General features: G+C 50.8%; 16 protein-coding genes and 1 riboswitch. Of the genes, 13 read left to right on the plus strand and 3 right to left on the minus strand.

What is annotated here, in order from left to right; genetic code table 11:
* Positions 1-9: 9 nt before the first annotated feature.
* The 11 genes from KQJ23_RS02580 (at position 10) to KQJ23_RS02630 (ending at position 13,707) form a co-directional block, all read left to right on the plus strand.
* The gene (locus tag KQJ23_RS02580) at positions 10-1,581 is read left to right on the plus strand and encodes an extracellular solute-binding protein (protein WP_216477124.1); all 1,572 of its coding nucleotides are present in this window, start codon (positions 10-12) and stop codon (positions 1,579-1,581) included.
* Positions 1,582-1,607: 26 nt separating this feature from the next.
* Positions 1,608-2,567 carry an MTP-1 family protein gene (locus KQJ23_RS02585; RefSeq protein WP_346779332.1) on the plus strand — a complete coding sequence of 320 codons (960 nt, stop codon included), beginning with the start codon at positions 1,608-1,610 and terminating at the stop codon, positions 2,565-2,567.
* Between the two features lie 15 nt (positions 2,568-2,582).
* Positions 2,583-3,278, plus strand: a complete 696-nt coding sequence (locus KQJ23_RS02590) for an MgtC/SapB family protein (protein WP_216477126.1) — start codon at positions 2,583-2,585, stop codon at positions 3,276-3,278.
* A 12-nt stretch (positions 3,279-3,290) separates the two neighbouring features.
* Positions 3,291-4,037, plus strand: a complete 747-nt coding sequence (locus KQJ23_RS02595) for a Cof-type HAD-IIB family hydrolase (protein ID WP_346779333.1) — start codon at positions 3,291-3,293, stop codon at positions 4,035-4,037.
* 35 nt (positions 4,038-4,072) lie between these two features.
* The gene (locus tag KQJ23_RS02600; RefSeq protein WP_216477127.1) at positions 4,073-7,294 is read left to right on the plus strand and encodes an alpha-mannosidase; all 3,222 of its coding nucleotides are present in this window, start codon (positions 4,073-4,075) and stop codon (positions 7,292-7,294) included.
* 58 nt (positions 7,295-7,352) lie between these two features.
* Positions 7,353-8,948: a discoidin domain-containing protein gene (locus tag KQJ23_RS02605; protein WP_216477128.1), complete on the plus strand. Its 1,596-nt coding sequence runs from the start codon at positions 7,353-7,355 to the stop codon at positions 8,946-8,948.
* Positions 8,949-9,150: 202 nt separating this feature from the next.
* Entirely contained in the window at positions 9,151-9,690 is a 540-nt protein-coding gene (locus KQJ23_RS02610) for an NADPH-dependent FMN reductase (protein WP_216477129.1), read from the plus strand.
* Positions 9,691-9,851: 161 nt separating this feature from the next.
* Positions 9,852-10,036, plus strand: a riboswitch (Lysine riboswitch).
* Between the two features lie 344 nt (positions 10,037-10,380).
* On the plus strand, positions 10,381-11,205 hold the full coding sequence (locus KQJ23_RS02615) for a transporter substrate-binding domain-containing protein (RefSeq protein ID WP_216477130.1): 825 nt from the start codon (positions 10,381-10,383) through the stop codon (positions 11,203-11,205).
* Positions 11,206-11,223: 18 nt separating this feature from the next.
* Positions 11,224-11,937, plus strand: coding sequence for an amino acid ABC transporter permease (locus tag KQJ23_RS02620; protein WP_216477131.1), 714 nt, complete (start codon positions 11,224-11,226; stop codon positions 11,935-11,937).
* A gap of 18 nt (positions 11,938-11,955) precedes the next feature.
* Positions 11,956-12,690 carry an amino acid ABC transporter ATP-binding protein gene (locus tag KQJ23_RS02625; protein WP_216477132.1) on the plus strand — a complete coding sequence of 245 codons (735 nt, stop codon included), beginning with the start codon at positions 11,956-11,958 and terminating at the stop codon, positions 12,688-12,690.
* A 54-nt stretch (positions 12,691-12,744) separates the two neighbouring features.
* A complete protein-coding gene (locus KQJ23_RS02630) occupies positions 12,745-13,707 on the plus strand; it encodes an acetylxylan esterase (RefSeq protein WP_216477133.1) in 963 nt (320 codons plus the stop codon).
* Positions 13,708-13,761: 54 nt separating this feature from the next.
* On the opposite strand, the gene KQJ23_RS02635 is transcribed toward KQJ23_RS02630, so the two are convergent.
* Positions 13,762-14,337 carry a DUF421 domain-containing protein gene (locus KQJ23_RS02635; RefSeq protein WP_216477134.1) on the minus strand — a complete coding sequence of 192 codons (576 nt, stop codon included), beginning with the start codon at positions 14,335-14,337 and terminating at the stop codon, positions 13,762-13,764.
* Between the two features lie 216 nt (positions 14,338-14,553).
* Between KQJ23_RS02635 and KQJ23_RS02640 the strand changes: the two genes are divergently transcribed.
* Together KQJ23_RS02640 and KQJ23_RS02645 are read left to right on the plus strand one after the other, a co-directional pair.
* Entirely contained in the window at positions 14,554-15,849 is a 1,296-nt protein-coding gene (locus tag KQJ23_RS02640; protein ID WP_216477135.1) for a GntP family permease, read from the plus strand.
* Between the two features lie 51 nt (positions 15,850-15,900).
* Entirely contained in the window at positions 15,901-17,043 is a 1,143-nt protein-coding gene (locus KQJ23_RS02645) for a glycerate kinase (protein WP_216477351.1), read from the plus strand.
* Positions 17,044-17,101: 58 nt separating this feature from the next.
* Here the strand turns inward: KQJ23_RS02645 and KQJ23_RS02650 are convergent, their stop codons facing one another.
* Both KQJ23_RS02650 and KQJ23_RS02655 read right to left on the minus strand, forming a co-directional pair.
* Positions 17,102-18,130, minus strand: a complete 1,029-nt coding sequence (locus tag KQJ23_RS02650) for a CdaR family transcriptional regulator (RefSeq protein WP_216477136.1) — start codon at positions 18,128-18,130, stop codon at positions 17,102-17,104.
* Positions 18,118-18,981, minus strand: coding sequence for an AraC family transcriptional regulator (locus KQJ23_RS02655; protein WP_216477137.1), 864 nt, complete (start codon positions 18,979-18,981; stop codon positions 18,118-18,120). The genes KQJ23_RS02650 and KQJ23_RS02655 overlap by 13 nt, the downstream gene beginning before the upstream one ends.
* Positions 18,982-19,363: the final 382 nt, after the last annotated feature.

Genomic DNA, 19,363 nt, shown 5'->3' on the forward strand with positions numbered 1-19,363 from the left:
ATATTTTTTATGAAAAAGCGTTATGCATTTCTATTAGTTGCGGTGCTCGTCCTATCAACATTGATGGGCTGCGGCGGCAAGGATTCTAATTCAGGCAACACTGCGGATAAGGGAGGCAACTCTTCCTCCGCGCAATCGGAGAATACCGACAAGCCGGCTGAGACGGTCAAAATCAAATACGTCGTTCCCGGCACCGAGCAGAAAGACTACGAAGAAGTGTTCCGGAAAGTGAACGAGAAGCTGGCTGCGGACGGCGTGGGCGTTGAGGTAGAGAAGATCTACATTCCAAGTGATGCGTGGGATCAGAAGCTGAACCTGATGCTGTCCACCGGTGAAGACTTCGACCTGTTTCATATCATGCAGGACCGTACTCCGTTCTCCAGTTACTATAATCGAGGCGCATTGGCCGATATCACAGATGCGATTGACAAGTACGGCGAGAATTTGAAGAAGTACATTCCGGACGATATTTTCGATGGAGCCAAAATTGACGGCAAGTACTATGCGGTACCATCCTATTGGGTAGAAATGGCGAGTGAAGGCGAGTTTAACATCCGCCGCGACGTTCTTCGCCAGAACAATCTGGAGGAGCCGAAGACTCCGGAAGAGCTGATCAGCGCATGGGAGATCGTCATGAAGAACTGGAAAGGCAGCAACAAGCCGTATTACAGTACCCGTGCCGACTTCGATCCGGTTTCTCTGCATACATCCATTTTGCACCGGACTTATGATACGTTCCCGTTCACAGTAAAGGATAAATTCTTCTACGTGAATCAGAAGGGTGAAGTCAAGTCCTGGATCGAGACCGAGGAGTTCAAGAAGGATGCGGCATTCATGCGCGAAATGTATACCAAAGGCATTACTAACCCTGACATTCTGGTCATGAAGCAAGAGCAAGTAAAGGCACAGCTTGATAGTGGCGAATGGTTCGTGAACTTTGGCACCGGCGGTAACCTGGGTTCGCTGCAGAAGAACAATCCGGAAGCTACCGTCGATGATATCGGTGTGGTATGGTTCAATCCCGAGAAGGAATACCTGCGTCCGCTTACCTTCAAGAACGGTAACGCGGTTCCTGTGAACAGCAAGCACCCGGAGGCAGCGGTGAAATTCATGGACTGGATACTGGCCAGCCAAGAGAACTATGACCTGGTTCAATACGGTATCGAGGGCAAGCATTATACCAAGGATGGCGACAAGGGCTTTAAGGCAATCAACGATCCGGATAACAATAACAAGCCTGGATACAAAGGCTCTGACTCGCAAAACGGCAACGTAAACCTTATGCGGTTTGACCTAGAGAACAGCATTCCGGATAACAACAAGGTCCTGTTCGAGCCTAATTCGAACGCGGTGAACAGTGTTGCGGCGAACTTTGTATTCGATCCGACCGATGTAAGAGCAGAGTATACCAATATTGTGTCGGAAGCAGCAGCAAGCATCACTCCAATCTATATGGGTGTTCAGGAATATGATAAGGCTTTCCCTGCCGCGCTTGAGAAGATGAAGAAAGCGGGTCTGGACAAAGTCGTTGCCGAATACCAGCGTCAATTCGAAGAATATCAAGCTTCCCAAGCGAAATAAAAGTATAAGAAAAATATCGAATAGGGGTGGAGAGGTTGACTTTACAACAACAAAGAATTCAGTTTGAAGACAAGAAGAAAATTTATGAGAGTGCGACTTTAAAGTTTCATGGCGTGGACGGATTCGATGTCTACAACATCTCGATCCCGTTCGTCCGGGATGGCAAGCGCTACTTGTTCGGACGTGTGGAACGCCGCGAAGAATGGGCCCGTTCCTGGGTCCGCTTATTCGAAGAGACAGGACAGGATGATTGGACCCTGGTAGAGGGTAGCATGGTCTATACGCTGGAGGATCCGTATATCAGCGAGATTGGCAATGAACTCGTATTGGGCGGTACCCATGTGCAGTATCAAGGGGGAAGAGTGAGCACCTATTTCGGCTACTTTTTCCGGGGAACCGATCTTCATAATCTGTACTACTTCACGAGCGGCCCCAACAAGATGAAGGATATTCGTCTCGTTCAGCTCGCGGACGGCAAGATCGGTGTCTTCTCGCGCCCGCGCGGGCCGGAGACAAAGGGGAAATACGGAAGCGAGTCGATGATCGGCTTCACGGTCATCGACCGGCTGGAAGAATTGACCGCCGATGTCATCGAGAATGCGCCATACATTCATGGTATTTTCGGTGAAGGCGAATGGGGAGGGGTTAATCAGGCCTACCTGCTCGACAGCGGCAAAATTGGTATAATCGGCCACATTTGTTACCGGGATAAGGATGAGAACGGAGGCGAGGTGAAAGTATACCTGAACATGTCCTTCGTCTTCGATCCTGCTACGCGCGAGTCGACGGATATTCAGCTGATCGGCAGCCGGCCTTGTTATCCGGCCGGGCCTGCCAAGACGCCTCATTTGGTGGACTGTGCCTTCACTTCGGGGATCGTGATGCGTCCGGACGGCAAGTGCGACCTGTACAGCGGCATTGGAGATAGCCAGGCGGGGCGGATCGCGATTGATTATCCGTTTGAAGGACACGGGCGTCTTGTCTAGGGAAGGGGAATTGGAATGACCGCAAATCCCGCGATATGGCACATTGACAACCTTGAGATCGCCATCCGTATCGGCATTTCCCTGTTTGTTGGCGGTGTGGTCGGCCTGGAGCGAGAACGTGGCCAGCATCATGCGGGGTTTCGCACGCACATTCTGGTCTGTCTCGGTTCGACGTTGATCACCTTGATATCGACTTACGGCTTCGGCCAGTTCGCCAATGAACCGAATGTGCGCATGGATCCGGCACGGCTGACGGCTCAAATCATCAGCGGTATTGGATTCCTGGGGGCAGGTACGATTCTTCGGAATGGCAATAAAATATCTGGCCTCACGACGGCGGCCTCTTTATGGGTTGTCGCCGCTATGGGGATTAGTATCGGGGCCGGATTTTATTTTGGAGCCATACTTACCTTTGTATGTGTACTCATCAGCTTATTCGTATTGCAGCGGGTGGAGCAATGGCTCCTCCCGTCAAGTAAAACGACATCTTACACCGTCACGGTTGACCGTGACGGTGATCCCGGGATGTTTTTGAATTATTTCCGGGATGAAGGAATCCGGGTGAAATCGTTCAAGATGGATATGCTTGAAGAAGGCGCAGTGCGTATTCATTTCGTATTATCCAACAAGGCCCCTGATTTGAGGAAGCAGCTGTCGGCGCTTGCCGCCAAGAGCGATTCTCAAATTACACATATGGAGATCAAAATGTAGGGAGAGAATTTAGTGTCAAAATATAAGCTGCTCGCACTGGATATGGATGGAACCGTGTTGAACCGGGATCATGAAATATCAAGGGAGAATTGCGAGTGGATACACCGTGCTATCGACAGCGGTATTGTGGTAATGTTCGCCACAGGTCGGGAAGTACAAAGTATTGAGCAATATGTGAAGCAACTTGGATTGGAATCGCCGTTGGTTTCGGTGAATGGAAGCGAGGTGTGGACCTCACCGGGTTCGCTGCTGGTACGCCATATCCTGACGGATGAGTGGGTGGAAGAGCTGCATAGGATCGCTAGGAACACAGACTGCCGCTACTGGGCTTACACCGTGAACCAGGTGTTTACTACAAGGGATTGGCCGGATAGGATTGACCGCCCGTCCGGTGATCCTTGGCTTAAATTCGGGATTCATTGTGATGATCTGAATCTGCTGCCAGAGCTTCGGGGACGGCTGGAAGCAATGGGACATTTTGAAGTGACCAACTCCAGTCCCCGCAATCTGGAGATCAATCCGAGCGGCATCAACAAAGCCAGCGGACTCCGGGAGGTCTGCAGACTCCTGGATATCCGAATGGAGGAGGTCGCCGCCTGCGGAGACAGCTTGAATGATCTGGAGATGATTCGTTCCGCAGGGCTCGGTATCGCTATGGGCAATGCGCAGGAGGCAGTGAAGCAGGCTGCTGATGCCGTGACAGGCACGAACGATGAGGACGGGGTTGCGCAAGCAATTCGCATGATCTTAGGAGAGTAGCTTCTGACGGATGACGGAGGAAGAGGTGTGCAAACGTGAAATTTTTGGAGCGGAAATTGTCGTGCAGAATTCAGGAACTCGCCGGACTCAGATATAGGGAAGGGCGGGCTTTGAACAATGTACGGCTTATTCCGGATATTGAGGATTTGAATATAGCACGGGGGCTGGCCGCATCAGCGGACACTGTAGCCGCCGGTGATCACTGGGGAGGGGCCGACAGGTATGCCTGGTTCATCACGAGGGTGCAGTTCCCCGCAGATTGGAAGGATAAAGATCCCGTGGGATTGTTTCGGCTAGGAGAAGCTAGTTCCGGCGGCACCCGAGGGTGCGAGGCCCAGGTTTATCTTGATGGGCAGCTATGGCAGGGCTTGAGCCGCAACCATGCGGAGCTGTTTTTTCCGAAGCCTGCCCTGACCAAAGGGTCTGTAGAGCTGGCGATCTATGCCTGGAGCGGGCTCAAGGTACCGGATGGCCGGACGTCGTTCAGGCATCGCATTGAACAACTCGAGCTGGCTATTCTGGATGAAGACGTGGACGATCTTTATTACACGTCGCTTCATATCTTGCAAACCGCTCAGCGGTTGGATGAAAGCAGTCCGGAGAAGCATCTGCTCGCCGAAGCGGTAGATGAGGCATTCCTGCATCTGGATTGGCGCCAGCCCGGTTCGCCAGCTTTCTATGCTTCCGCTATGAAATCCCGGCGTGTCTTGAAGGAGCGGTTGAAAGAAATTCCACGCGGACCGCGTCCCCAAATTACTGCTGTCGGTCATTGTCATATCGATGTAGCCTGGCTTTGGAGAATCCAGCATAGCCGCCAGAAGTCGGCCCGTTCCTTCGCAACAGCCCTCTCGTTAATGGATCGATTTCCTGAATATGTATTTTTGCAGTCCCAACCTCAGTTGTACGCATATCTAAAGGAGGACTTCCCGGAACTGTATGAAAGAATCAAAGAGCGAGTCAAGTCTGGAAACTGGGAGCCGACCGGTGCGATGTGGTTGGAGTCGGATTGCAACATCCCTTCCGGCGAATCGCTTGTGCGTCAGATTATGATCGGCAAACGCTTCTTTCGGGAGGAGTTCGGCGTTGATAACCGGGTTCTGTGGCTGCCGGATGTCTTCGGCTATAGCTGGGCACTGCCTCAGATTCTCAAGAGAAGCGGAATCGATTACTTCATGACCACGAAGATCAGCTGGAGTCAGTATAATCGCTTCCCTAACGATACTTTCACCTGGAGAGGTATAGACGGCACGGAAATTCTGACCCATTTCATTACGACCCCTGATAGCTATGGCAGCACCTATTATACCTACAATGGAAATGTAACCGGAGAGACCATTCAGGGACTGTGGGACAATTATCGCCAGAAAGACCTGAATGATAACTTGCTGATTGCCTATGGATGGGGAGACGGAGGCGGAGGCCCAACAAGAGATATGCTGGAGGCCGTGCGGCGTTATGAAGATCTGCCGGGAGCTCCGCAGGTTATTCCGGGGGGTGCAGAGCATTATTTCGCCCGGTTGGAAGAGCGCGTCAAGGAACACCCCAAGCTTCCGCTCTGGGATGGGGAGTTGTATCTGGAATACCATCGAGGGACCTATACCTCGCAAGGATGGATAAAAGGGATGAACCGGCGGATGGAGTATCTGCTGCATCAGGCTGAATTCCTAAATGCCTTCGGGTTGGCGCTTGATCCGGAGCATGCTTATCCAACAGAGCAGCTCAATAAGAGCTGGGAGATCGTACTGCGTAATCAGTTCCATGATATCATTCCGGGCTCGTCGATCCGTGAGGTCTACGAGGACAGCAGGCGGGAGTATGAGGAGGCGGAAAAGCTCGCACTTTCGGCTATGGAGATTGGCTTATCCGTCTTAGAGAGAACCGCATCCACTGGGGGAATCGAACCATCGGCATCCGGGGAAATGGCAATACGAGTCTATAATGCGCTGGGATGGGAGCGCTCTTTTCCGGTCTCTATTGACGCTTGCTTTACCCGGGACGGTTCATGGTCTTGGTACTCGGCATCAGGTACGAAGCTGCAATCCCAGCGGGATGTATTGCAACCCGGCAAGGTACTCGTACAAGTCGAAGGCGTGCCGGGGTACGGCTATACTACACTTTACGGACGGCTTGAGGCTGATCCTGGGGCTCAGCTTCACGCATCCATCATGCCGCTACAGGAGGAATCGACCTGGGCCATTGGCAGCGATCGTCTGGAGACTCCTTTTTATACAATCACATTGAACGAAATAGGGCAATTGAGCTCGGTGTATGACAAGCTTGCAAGACGAGAGGTATTGAAGCCGGGAGAGCCGGCCAACGTGCTCCAGGTATTCGAGGATAAGCCTTTAAAATATGACGCCTGGGATATCGATATCTTCTATCAGGATAAGATGCTTGTCATCGATGATTTGCAAGAGATTACCGTCTTGGAGCAGGGACCCTTACGCGGCGTGGTGAAGCTGGTATATCATTATCAAGACTCGACCGTCGAGCAGTACTTGACGGTATACAAAGATCATCCCCGTATCGACTTCAAGACCCGTATCCTTTGGCACGAGCATCAGCAGTTGTTGAAAGCAGCCTTTCCGGTGCAAATTCGCTCGACTAAGGCAACTTATGAGATTCAGTTCGGAAACGTGGAAAGACCGACACACTGGAATACAAGCTGGGATAGGGCTCGTTTCGAATCGGCGGCACAGCGCTGGGTGGATCTATCCGAGGGGGGATACGGAGTCAGCTTGCTTAATGATAGTAAATATGGCCATGACATTCATAATCATATCATCCGCCTCAGCTTGATTAAATCTCCCGTTTATCCGGATCGCGAAGCGGATCAAGGGGAGCATATATTTAACTATTCTCTATTACCGCATTCTGGAGGCTGGTATGAAGCGGGAACGCAGGAGGCGGCGTGTGAACTGAATGCTCCTTTATTGGTCTCACCCGTTCGGGGAGCGGCAAAAGTGCCGGATGAGCTGGGCATGCTCAGGGTTGATGCCCGCAACGTGATGATTGATACGATAAAAAGGGCTGAGGATGGCAGGGGACTGATCGTCCGCTTATATGAATTCGGAGGTATCCGAACTATATCCGCGCTGGAGATGAATCCGGCCCTTGGTACTGTGCAGACAGCACAGGAGACGAATCTGTTGGAAGAATTCGAGGCAGAGTTGACGCTATCCGGGCAACGAGTTGAAATATCATTGGCACCCTATGAAATCAAAACTCTTAAACTGATATTGAATCGTTTTTCATAAGAGCTTATTCAAATAGCAATCCTTTTTTTGTAATCACGATTACGAGGAGGAAGAGACGATGAAAAGAACGGTTTGGATGGTTATGCTTATTCTGGCTATCGGATTTGGAGGGCTTGGAGGATGGACGGGTCAGGCTCCGAAGGCGGCAGCCGACGCAGAGACGGCAAGGCTGAAATTGATGACGTTCAATGTACGCAACCTTAACGGAGACAACGGCACGGTCAATTCCTGGGACAACCGCAAGGATCGGGCCGTTCGGGCTATCGATACATTCGGTCCCGATATTATCGGCATGCAGGAGGCATATGCTGTTCAAATCGACTATTTCATAAGCCATTTGAACGGAAATTACGAGTCCATCGGTACTTCGCGACAAGGCAACAAGACGGATGAATACTCGAATATCGTCTATAGAGCTGACAAGTTTAATATTATTGAAGCCGGACAATTCTGGCTAAGCACGACCCCCGAAGTGGAAGGAAGCCGCTATTCTGAAGCCGACAAGTGGCCCCGGATTAGTACCTGGGCCAAATTCCAGGCCAAGGACAATCCGCGTACGGTCTTCTATTATTTCAACACCCACTTCTCACTGGATGCAAGCATTCGGGCACAATCTTCCCAGCTAATGCTGAATAAGATCGCAGAGATTGTTCCTTCCTCGGATATTCCGGTATTCATCGGAGGGGATTTGAATGCTCCAGAGACGGAAGCGGCGTATACGATCCTGGAGCAGTCCGCTTTTAACGACATGTGGACGCAAGCAGGTCATTCCTTGGTGAATGCGTCGACGGTCAGCAACTACAACGGCAACACCTCCGGGCATCATATCGATTGGATTTTCCATCGCGGGGCATCTGCCATCCAATCGATCGAGATTAATTATTATAATGAAAACGGCCTGTATCCATCGGATCATTACCCTGTTCAAGCCGTGGTCGATATTCCTGTAAAAGGTAAAGCCTTGGCGGGTGGATATGTGAATGTTGCAAGACAAGGAATAGCGACAGCTGATGGATATGTGCAGGCAGAGACGCCGAGCAAGGCAATTGACGGTATGGTCCTGAGTAACAGCAAGTGGTGTGCTACCGGAGCTGAACCGCATTGGCTGCAGATTGATCTTGGAGAACGTTATAATCTGTACCGGTTCGTCTTGAAGCATGCAGGCGCGGGAGGAGAAAACCGAAAGATCAACACGAGGAACTTCGTGATCCAGGTCAGCGACAACGGCACAAGCTGGACGGATGTCTCTACCGTATCTGGAAACACTAAGGATATTACGCTCCATGAGGTCAATACCTTCGGGCGGTATATCCGATTGTACATTACGGATGCAGGCAATCTTTCGAGCGATACGGCGGCTCGAATCTATGAGCTGGAGGCCTACGGTTTGAAAAAAGGCGCGGTATTTTACAAGGATGGGAGCTACGGCGGCTATGCCGTTTCATTGGCTCCGGGATCTTATACCCTTGCTCAATTGCAACAAGCGGGAATCCAGAATGATGATATTACCTCGCTTCGGGTATATGGGGGAGCGACAGTTGAACTGTATGAACATGATCATTTTTTAGGGAACATGTTGGTTCGTACCGTAGACGACTCTTCCTTGACACCTGAAGGATGGAGTGATATCACCTCTTCCATTAAAATATATTAAGCATGAAAGAAAGGCTATTTGAGCAAATTAATGCTCAGGTAGCCTTCTTTATTATATGGCAAAAAAATAATCTACAAACATAAAGTAAGTTACTTGACAAAAGTAAAGTAGTGGATTATGATTATCTCAGCTTCAAGATACTTAGGATTTAGGCAGCGATGAAGGAACAAATAAACAACACACATTTAAGGAGGAAGTTAACATGTCTAAGCTGAATATCGGTATTATCCTGGGAAGCACCCGTGAGGGTCGCGTAAGCCCGCAAGTCGGAGAATGGGTGAAAAGCATTGGTGACGGACGCGGCGATGCCAACTATGAAATCGTAGATATTGCGGATTACAAATTGCCGCTGCTCGGCGAAGCGGACGCTACAGAGCAAGCAACAGCATGGAACACCAAGCTGGCTGAGCTTGATGGCTTCGTATTCGTTGTACAGGAATATAACCACAGCATCACTGCTGCACTGAAGAATGCACTTGATTATGCTCGCGATGCTTGGAATAACAAAGCTGCCGGGATCGTCAGCTATGGTTCGGTAGGCGGCGCTCGCGCGGCAGAACATCTGCGCGGAATTCTCGGCGAATTGTCTGTAGCAGACGTTCGTGTGCATCCAGCCCTGTCCCTGTTCACTGATTTCGAAAATGGTTCGGTATTTAAGCCTGCTGATTTGCACCTGACCAATGTGAACGGCATGTTGGATCAAGTATTGGCTTGGAGCGGCGCATTGAAGAGTCTTCGCTAATTAGTAATTATAGGAACAGCCCGTCCTGGGAAAGTCAGGCGGGCTGTTCTCTTTTTGCCTGCGAACCGCATCAGGACGGGCATTTTTAGAGGTTGTCAGTTTGACAGAATGGCCTTAGTATTGTATCCTACAAACAAATTGAATATGACCTCACTTCTACAAGGTGAGGTAGAGGCGCGATATTTAACAGTCTGTGACAGAGCTTGAGCAAGCTATGACGTCAGAGAGAAGGAAATATCGCCGAAGCGAAGGATCAGGCTCTATGCTCCTTTGCTGGGTCTGCAGTGAATAACTGCAGGACTGTCTTGACCGACTTCCCGGTTTGTCAAGTTGTGCTATCTCGTCGAGGGAAAGAGGGCTTTTAGGACACGATGATTAAATCATACGACCTCGGGCTAACACTCGGGGTCGTTTTTTTTGTTCCTAATTAGAGGTTGTTCAAAAAGTCACCTTTTGATCACGAAGTGTTTCAATAGGATAACTCGACGTTGCATCTTGCGTTCACCCTCGAAGTCCAAGCGGATGCTTGCGAGGTATGCTTCCTTTGGAAGCATTTCACTCATGTAGGTTCTGCCTACACTCCGTTCCTCCTTCTTCGGATTCTCGCAACCTTCTCGGTGCTGAAAAGCTGACTTTTTGAACTCGCACTATTATTCATTTACTACTACTATTTTGGAGCGTGAAAAAAGAATGAAAAAGACATTATCCTTATCCTTATTGCTGCTGATGTCAGCCATGGTTATTCTTGCCGGGTGCAGTTCAAGCTCGGCGAATAAAGACAGTGATACGTTCAAGGTTGGACTTGAGGCAGGCTATGCGCCATTTAACTGGACCCAGAACGGGGATGGCGACGGGGGCGTGAAGATCGACGGAAGTGCCGAGTATGCGGGCGGTTATGACGTGGAGATTGCGAAGAAGATTGCTGATGGGCTGGGTAAGAAGCTGGTCATCGTGAAGACGGAATGGGACGGCCTGGTTCCTTCCCTGACCTCCGGTCAGATCGATGCGATTGTGGCAGGCATGTCTCCAACCGCGGAACGTAAAGAAGCGATTGATTTCACGGACAACTACTATAAATCGAACTTGATTATGGTAGTTAAAAAGGGCGGTGCCTATGAAGGCGCAACGTCCGTTCAGGACTTTAGCGGAGCCAAAATTACAGCTCAATTGAACACCTTCCACTACTCTGTTATTGATCAGATTCAGGGCGTTAGCAAGCAGCCTGCTATGGATAACTTCCCGGCCATGCGCGTAGCTCTTCAGGCTGGAACAATCGATGGCTATGTCTCGGAACTGCCGGAGGGAATCAGTGCGGCGGCGGCCAACGAGAACTATGCCTATATCGAGTTTGCGGACGGCTTCACTACATCGGATGATGACACTGCCGTTGCTGTCGGATTAAAGAAGGGCAGCGGGCTTACGGAGAAGATTAATGAAATTTTGGCAGGCATTTCGGAGGAAGAACGAGCTCAGATCATGGAAGATGCAATCAAGAATCAGCCGGCAGCGGAATAACTAAAGTGAGGAATTAAAATGACGTACGAATGGATCATTCGAATCATAACGGAAAACTGGCCTATGTTTTTACGCGGTGCCGCCGTTACCTTATATATTTCTCTAATCGGGACGGTCATTGGGGCGGCAATCGGTCTGTTTGCAGGCGTCGTCCGCACAATTCCTGTTCCGGAACGAGGGTTAAAACGCATTTTTCTGAAAATCGTAAACGGGATTCTTACAATTTATATTGAATGCTTCCGTGGAACGCCGATGATTGTGCAGGCAATGGCTATTTTCTATGGCTCATCCCTATTGTTTAATCTGGACATGAACCGGACCTTCGCGGCAATCTTCATCGTATCGATCAATACGGGAGCCTACATGGCCGAGATTGTCCGCGGCGGGGTGATCTCCGTAGATAAGGGACAATTCGAAGCGGCTCAAGCGATCGGCATGACTCACTGGCAGACGATGCGCAATGTGGTGCTTCCGCAGGTCATCCGCAATATTTTACCGGCAACAGGCAATCAATTTGTGATCAATATCAAGGACACGTCCGTGCTGAACGTAATCTCGGTATCGGAGCTGTACTTCATGACCAAATCCATTGCAGGGAACAACTTCCACTACTTTGAGTCGTTCTTTGTCGCAAGCATTCTGTATTTGATCATGACCTTGACCGTCACGAAAATATTGCATCGTCTTGAGAAGCGGATGGATGGCCCGGAAAGCTATTCACTGCAGCGTTAGCAGAAAGCAGGAGTGAAGATGGAAAAGGTAATTGAGATACGTCATTTAAACAAGTTTTTCGGAGCCAATGAAGTTCTAAAGGATATCAATCTATCGGTAGGCAAAGGAGAAGTTGTCAGCATTATCGGCTCCTCCGGCTCGGGGAAGTCCACGCTGCTTCGTTGCATTAATCTGCTGGAGAAGCCCAGCGGCGGAGAGATCGTTTATAACGGGCAAAATATATTGGCGGAGAAGCACAATGTTTCGCTCTATCGCAGACATCTAGGCATGGTGTTCCAGCAGTTTAACTTGTTCAATAATCACAATGCGCTGAGCAACTGCGTTGTCGGGCAGGTTGAGGTATTGAAGCGCTCCAAGGATGAGGCGACGGAGACGGCGATGAAATACCTGCGCAATGTAGGAATGGAGCAATACATCCATGCCAAGCCGAAGCAGCTGTCCGGGGGTCAGAAGCAGCGGGTAGCGATTGCCCGGGCACTGTCGATGGATCCGGATGTTCTGCTGTTCGATGAACCCACGTCTGCGCTCGATCCCGAGATGGTGGGCGAGGTGCTCAAGGTGATGAAGGATCTTGCGGGCTCCGGCCTGACGATGATTATCGTTACGCATGAGATGGAGTTTGCCAGAGAAGTCTCTGACAGAGTAGTATTTATGGATCAGGGAGTTATTGCGGAAGAAGGAACACCGGAGCAGATTTTCAACAATCCGAAGCAGGAGCGGACCCGGGAATTTTTGAAGCGGACCTTGAAATAATAAGGGAAATAAGGTTCCAAGCATAGCAGTCTAGGGGAAGAGGAGTCGCAGGCCATGGGTTATATCGAAAATGTCTCGAAAGAGCTGTATCAATACTTTCCTCCGCTAACAAAGCAGGATGATTTCGATGCGTTCTGGTCGAAGACCAAGGAGCAAGCAGGCAAGGTTGAACTCGCCCCGGAACGAATCAAGGTATCGTATCCGGGCAGGCGGGCGGAAGTATACGACATTTCCTACAACGGCATGGACGGCACCCGTATTCACGGTTGGCTTATTCTTCCCGCTTTCCGAAGCGGTGAGCGGATCCCGTGCCTGATTCATTATCATGGCTTCTCCGGCGACCGGGGCAAGCCGTCTGAATTCATGCATTGGGTAATGCTCGGATTGGCCGTTCTTTCCATCGATTGTCGTGACCAAGGAGGGAAGACGGGGAATCAGGCATCCTACTCGCACGGATTCGTTCAGAATGTCGCCAGCAAAGGAGTGCATTGCAAGGAAGAGTACTACTACCGTTATGCCTATATGGATTGCGTGAAGGCCATTGACTTTGCCTGTGCACAGCCGGAGATCGAGCCGGGCAAAATCATTCTGGAAGGCGCCAGCCAGGGAGGCGCATTGGGAATGGCAGTGGCAGCCCTTGATGAACGGCCTGTTCTGGCGATGGTAGACGTGCCAAGCAACAGCAATCTCGTTGCTCGTATTGAAGGATATCATGGAGCCTTTGCCAGTGTCGCCGAATATTTGAAGAAGCATCCCGAACAGAGCGATCTCGTGATGAACAATTTAAGCTATTTTGACACGATGAATCTGGCGAGCCGCATCAAATGCCGGGTATTTGCTTCGGTGGCCTTGAAGGACGAGGTGTGTCCGCCGCTGATGTATTTTGCAACCTACAACCGGATCAAGAGCGAGAAGCAAATCGTTATTTATCCCTTTAACGGGCATGAGGGCGGAGGCGCGGGCCATACAGAGGTCAAGCTTGCGTTTCTGCAAGAGCATTACGGACAATGGCTGTGAGGAAAATAATATAAACCCTGCGAGGCGTCGGACATGATCCGGCGCTTCTTTGTATTACTGCAGCTCCGGGAAATCCGGCTTGGCGTGTCTGCCAATCCGCACTTCCTGGAACAGGGGGTCCTGATCGGCTTGCAGAGGCAGATGCTTTGCCAGCAGCAGTTCTAGGTCCCCCAGCGTAACCGGCCGCGCGTGCGGCACCAGCTCGCAAGCAAGCTGACCATTGGATTCCAGCGTACCGAGCTGCACGTCGCTGAGACTGCGAATTCCTTGCTGCCGGAGCTGCATCTCCAGCTTATCGGCGGTAACTCGCATCTTTCGCATACTTTCCGGCAGGAATTGTCCATTCTCGATGACCACCTGAGCTCTGCCGTTCAGCAAGCGCTCCAGCCAGTCAAACTTCATCTCCAAATATTCAATGACGAAAAGCGTCACGATAAATACCGAAGCTGAACCGATGGCGATGGACAGATGATGATTCGCAATCGGCTGCACGATCGTAGTTCCGATAGAGATCATAATGACGGTGGTGACGACGCTCATTTGCGAAATTGATTTCCGGCCGGCCGCCCGAAGCAGTATCATTCCAATGACCACCAGCAGCGCCGACTTCCATATCCATTGCAAGTCCATTAATATTCCTCCCGTCAATTTTCGTTACCAGATAGGATGCTAAATCCAGGATCAGGCTATTCTAAAGATTAACGAGGTCACTTCTTATGAGAAATTTCTCGTGCATTTGCACAATACATTTCGTCCCGATATCAATATAATTTTCAGCCGGAAGCTTATATACTGAAAGCGTGTTCATCAAGATCATTACACAAACATCATTGGGAGGTACGACAGATGGAAGGATTAACAATTAGTTGGATCGGCGCGTTGGCAGGTCTTGCAATCGCTATCATTTTGATCCTTAGAAAACTCAATCCGGTATATGCCCTGTTTACCGGGGCGATCGTAGGGGCGCTGATCGGAGGCGCGAATCTGGAACAGACGGTTAATGTTCTCGTAAGCGGAACACAAAGCGTTATGGGCACTGTGCTGCGGGTTCTCGCGGCAGGCGTGCTGGCTGGGGTGATGATGGAATCCGGTGCGGCGGAGACGATTGCCCAAGCCATAGTAAAGAAGCTAGGAGGCGGCAAGGCCATTCTGGCGTTGGCACTGGCAACGATGATCATTACGGCAGTCGGGGTGTTCATTCCGGTGGCAGTCCTGATCGTTGCTCCTATCGCGTTGTCCGTAGGCAACAAGATGGGAATCTCGAAAATCTCCCTGCTGCTCGCTCTCTCCGGCGGCGGCAAGGCCGGCAACATTATTTCACCGAACCCGAATACGATCGCGGCCGCGCGGGGGTTCGAACTGGACCTCAGCAATGTCATGCTGGCGGGCTTGGTTCCAGCCATTTGCGGCTTGATTGTAACCGTTGTCGTAGCTACGGTGATTAAAAATAAAGGTGTAAAAGTAACGAATGAAGAAGCTGTAGACGGAGATATCGACACCTCGAAATACCCGTCGCTCGGCCGGGCGATTGTTGCTCCGCTGGTAGCCGTTGTATTGCTGATGATCAATCCGATCGGTTCTCTCTCCGGCATTGAAGCACTGTCCAGATTCAAGGTGGATGCATTGTACATTTTGCCAATTGCCGGGATTATCGGAATGCTGGCTATGGGCCAAGGTAAGAAGATTCTGGAATACACAGCTTCAGGTCTTAATAAAATGACGGCTACGGTGTTGATTCTGATCGGCGCAGGCGGTATTGCAGGCTTGATCTCGGCATCGGATTTATCGGTACAAGTGGTGAAGCTGATTGAAGCTTCAGGCATTTCGGGGACCTTCCTGGCTCCGATTGCAGGTATTTTGATGGCTGCTGCAACCGCGTCCACCTCAACCGGGGTTATCCTCGCTACCGGCTCGTTCGGACAAGCCATTTTGGATATGGGTACTGCACCGCTTGCCGCCGCAGTTATGGTTCATACCGGTGCAACCGTGATCGACTCCTTGCCGCAGGGCAACTACTTCCACGTGACGGCAGGCGCGATGAAGATGACGATCAAGCAGCGGATGGGTCTCATTCCTTACGAGGCCATCGTAGGCGGAACCATGACGATCGCGGCTACGCTAATGTACGGATTTTTCTTATAAGGCAAGATGTTGTGTTACATGCAATTAATGACTAAACATGGGGTGAGAAGAATGAGCAAGCAGGTTTTTGTACTGGCGCCAGATTCCTTTAAAGAGAGCATGACAGCAAAAGAAGTATGCAATGCCATGGAAAAGGGGCTTCGCAAAGTGTTCCCGGAAGCAGAATATGTTCATGTTCCGATGGCGGACGGGGGGGAAGGCACCGTTCAATCCCTGGTGGATGCTTCAGGCGGGGAAATGTTTGAAAAGGTAGTTACGGGCCCGCTTGGCCAGCCTGTTACTGCGAAATTCGGCATCATGGGCGATGGCGTAACCGGAGCGATCGAGATGGCCTCGGCCAGCGGCATACATCATGTTACGCCGGAGACGAAGAACCCGTTGATTACGTCTACCTACGGGACGGGAGAATTGATTCGGGAATGTCTGGATCGCGGTATCAAGAGAATTATAATTGGTATCGGCGGCAGCGCAACCAATGACGGCGGGACCGGGATGGCAGCAGCCTTGGGCGCTAAATTCATAGACGAAGCGGGGCAAGAGCTCCCGCGTGGCGGCGGCAGCCTGGATAAGCTGTCCCGGATCGACGTATCGGCATTGGATCTGCGCCTTGGAGAATTGGAAATGATCGTCGCCTGCGATGTCACTAATCCGTTGTGCGGCGAGCATGGGGCTTCCCGTGTATTCGGGCCCCAGAAGGGGGCCACCCCGCAAATGGTAGAGCAGCTTGATAGCAATCTGGCTCATTATGCGGAAGTCGTGAAGCAGCAGCTTGGCAAAGATGTGCGTGATGTACCCGGAGCAGGCGCGGCCGGCGGCTTGGGGGCGGGGCTTCTGATCTTCACTCAGGCGAAGCTGCAGAAAGGAATCGAGATCGTCATCGAATACACGGAATTGAAGCGGCAAGTCGACCGTGCCGATTATGTGTTCACCGGCGAAGGAGGGATCGATTTTCAGACCAAATTCGGCAAGACGCCTTATGGCGTGGCGCGCACGGCGAAGGAAGCGGGGAAGAAGGTCATTGCGGTAGCCGGATACATCGGCGAAGGCATCGATACGCTGTATGACATCGGTATTGACGCCGTATTCGGTATCGTCCCGGGTGCGCAGGAGTTGAAGAAAGTGCTGGAGGAAGGGCCTCAGAACTTAGAGCGGACCTGTGAGAATATTGCAAGAGTACTGAAGTTCAACCGATAGATGAATATGAGAAAGGCCCTGAAGACATTATTCTTCGGGGCCTTTTGCTGATCGGATTTCATTTGTACAGAGATAGCAGCGCATGCGTCAGCTCGAACAGTTGAAGCAGGTCCCTCGGATCTTTGCCGGTAAGCGTCTGGATTCGCTTGAGCCTGTACTGAAGCGTGTTTCGATGGATATTGAGCTCAGTAGCCGTCAGAGAAATGCTGCAATTGTTATGAATGAAGCTTCGGAGCGTCTCCAGCAAATCGTGCGTGTCCTCGAGCTTGGCAACGGCATTGGCCTGGCCAGTGGGATTCATGCGGCTTAACCGGATCAGAAAGGTCACATCCACGTATCTGATCATTTGCACCGGAGGCTTCAGAGCCATTAAGATGCCGAGTGCCTGTCTGGCTTGGAGGTAGCTGTCCGCAACATTGCTCTCCAGCTTGCCGATCCCGATCAGCACGCCCGGTTGCTGCTTGATGATTTGATGGACCAGGTTATCAAGGTCCTCCGGCTTTTGAATCAACAGCAGGAAGTCCTCTTCCTTCATTGGGAAGCTGGAGTAGGGCAGCAGCAGCTTCGACAGGTTCTCATCCCATGTTAGATGCTTGAGATAGAGCACGACTGTTTTAAGATTCAGGTCGATGCTGTAGGCAAAGGCTTCTTTTTTGAATTTTTGGGTATAAGCCCCTTGATGGCTTAGGAGCAGTTCGAGGAATGCCATCTTGCGGTTGGCTGCGTTAGCCAGGCTTTCCAGAGCTGCTTTTTGCTCGATCAGCAGGGCTACGGTAGTTCTCACTATATTGCAGAAGGGACGCACTTCATCGGGATAACCGGTAATTCCGATTACGCCGACCCGCTCGTTGTTGATGACGATAGGCTCATTGGTCCCCTTTTTTTCGTAGCGGGCATCCGCCCACACCTCTACCATCTTTCCGGTAGCCAGAGCCTTTACGGCACCTGGGTGGACCGTTCCGATCCGCTCCTTTTTGCCGCTGCCTACGATGACTCCCTTATCATTCATGATATTGATGTTGTAAGGAATGTCTTCCATCATTTTATCTACGATCTCTTGGGCTTGCTGGTTGGTTAGTCGGAACAACCCGGGTCTCTCCTTTCGGAAACGAGTGCACTTTTTTCTCGGAACAAGGTCGGAGCCTGGCCAATGATCTTTTTGAACATTTTTGAGAAGAGGAACGGGTCGGTGTAGCCCACAGAGCGGGAGACGTCGCTAACAGAGAGCTCCGGGTTCTGAAGCAGCTCGGCAGCCCGGTTCATGCGGTACTCGAGGAGATAGGCTTGCAGAGACACGCCGATCCGCTCCTTGAACAACCCGGACAAATAGGTACGATCCAGGCCGACAAACCGGGCAATCTCAAGAACGGATATTTTTTGGCTGTAGCTGCTCTCTATGAATTCAATGGATTTGCGAATGTACCCTTCGCGGGACGCAGAGGACTTTCGCTCATCCCGGGTTTCAGGCGAGAAGCGGATCAGGTCGGACAGAACACGATAGAGGACGCTTTGGCTATGCACATCGCTGCCGCGGGTCTCGTAAGTTGCTTCCAATTCTTCGTAAAAATCTCCCAGATAACTTCCCGCAGGCGCTTCGAATATAGGCCGCTCCGCATCAATTTGGGCACGCTCCAGCAGGGAACGGGCATTTACCCCGCTGAAGCCGATCCAGGAGTAGAGCCATGGCTCGGTGTCGTGGGCGCTGTAGTGGACAAGCGTCTCCGGCATGATCACGAAGCCTTGGCCTGCCTCAAGCTCGAAGGCTAAATCTTTGGTTCGAAATATGCCGCGTCCGGCATGGATGTAGTGAAGAATATACGCATCCCGAAGCCCTGGCCCCCAAGTATGCCTTGGCTCGCATTTTTCCAGGCCGAAGAAGAGTAAATTCAAATCGATCTTTCTCTGCAAAGAAGAGACAGTATAATTAAAAAACTCCATGAGATGGATGATCTCCTTTATATAATTAACTTTTTCAGTTTGCGATAGAGATATGTACGATTCTTCGTACAAATGGCGCCAAAAACTAACAGAATCAGCTGACTTGCACGAAAAAACATACAAATTCTCCATATCCATCAGTATTATACGAAAAAACATACAATTGCTCCCAGTATTTCGCCGGATGCCTGATGCTTGTACGAAATTCCGTATAAAGTTCTCGCTCTGGCTCACCCATGGAAAGATCTTGGTCGAATCAACTTTATAGTATCCATCTTATCATAGCCATGATTTATAGCCATGACGAAAAAATGGGATTATGACATGCGAAACATGCTTTTCTCCATGTCCGGGCAAGGAAAGGAAAGGTATAGTTAGGGTG

Source organism: Paenibacillus brevis (genome assembly GCF_018919145.1).
Classification (GTDB): Bacteria; Bacillota; Bacilli; order Paenibacillales; family Paenibacillaceae; genus Fontibacillus; species Fontibacillus brevis.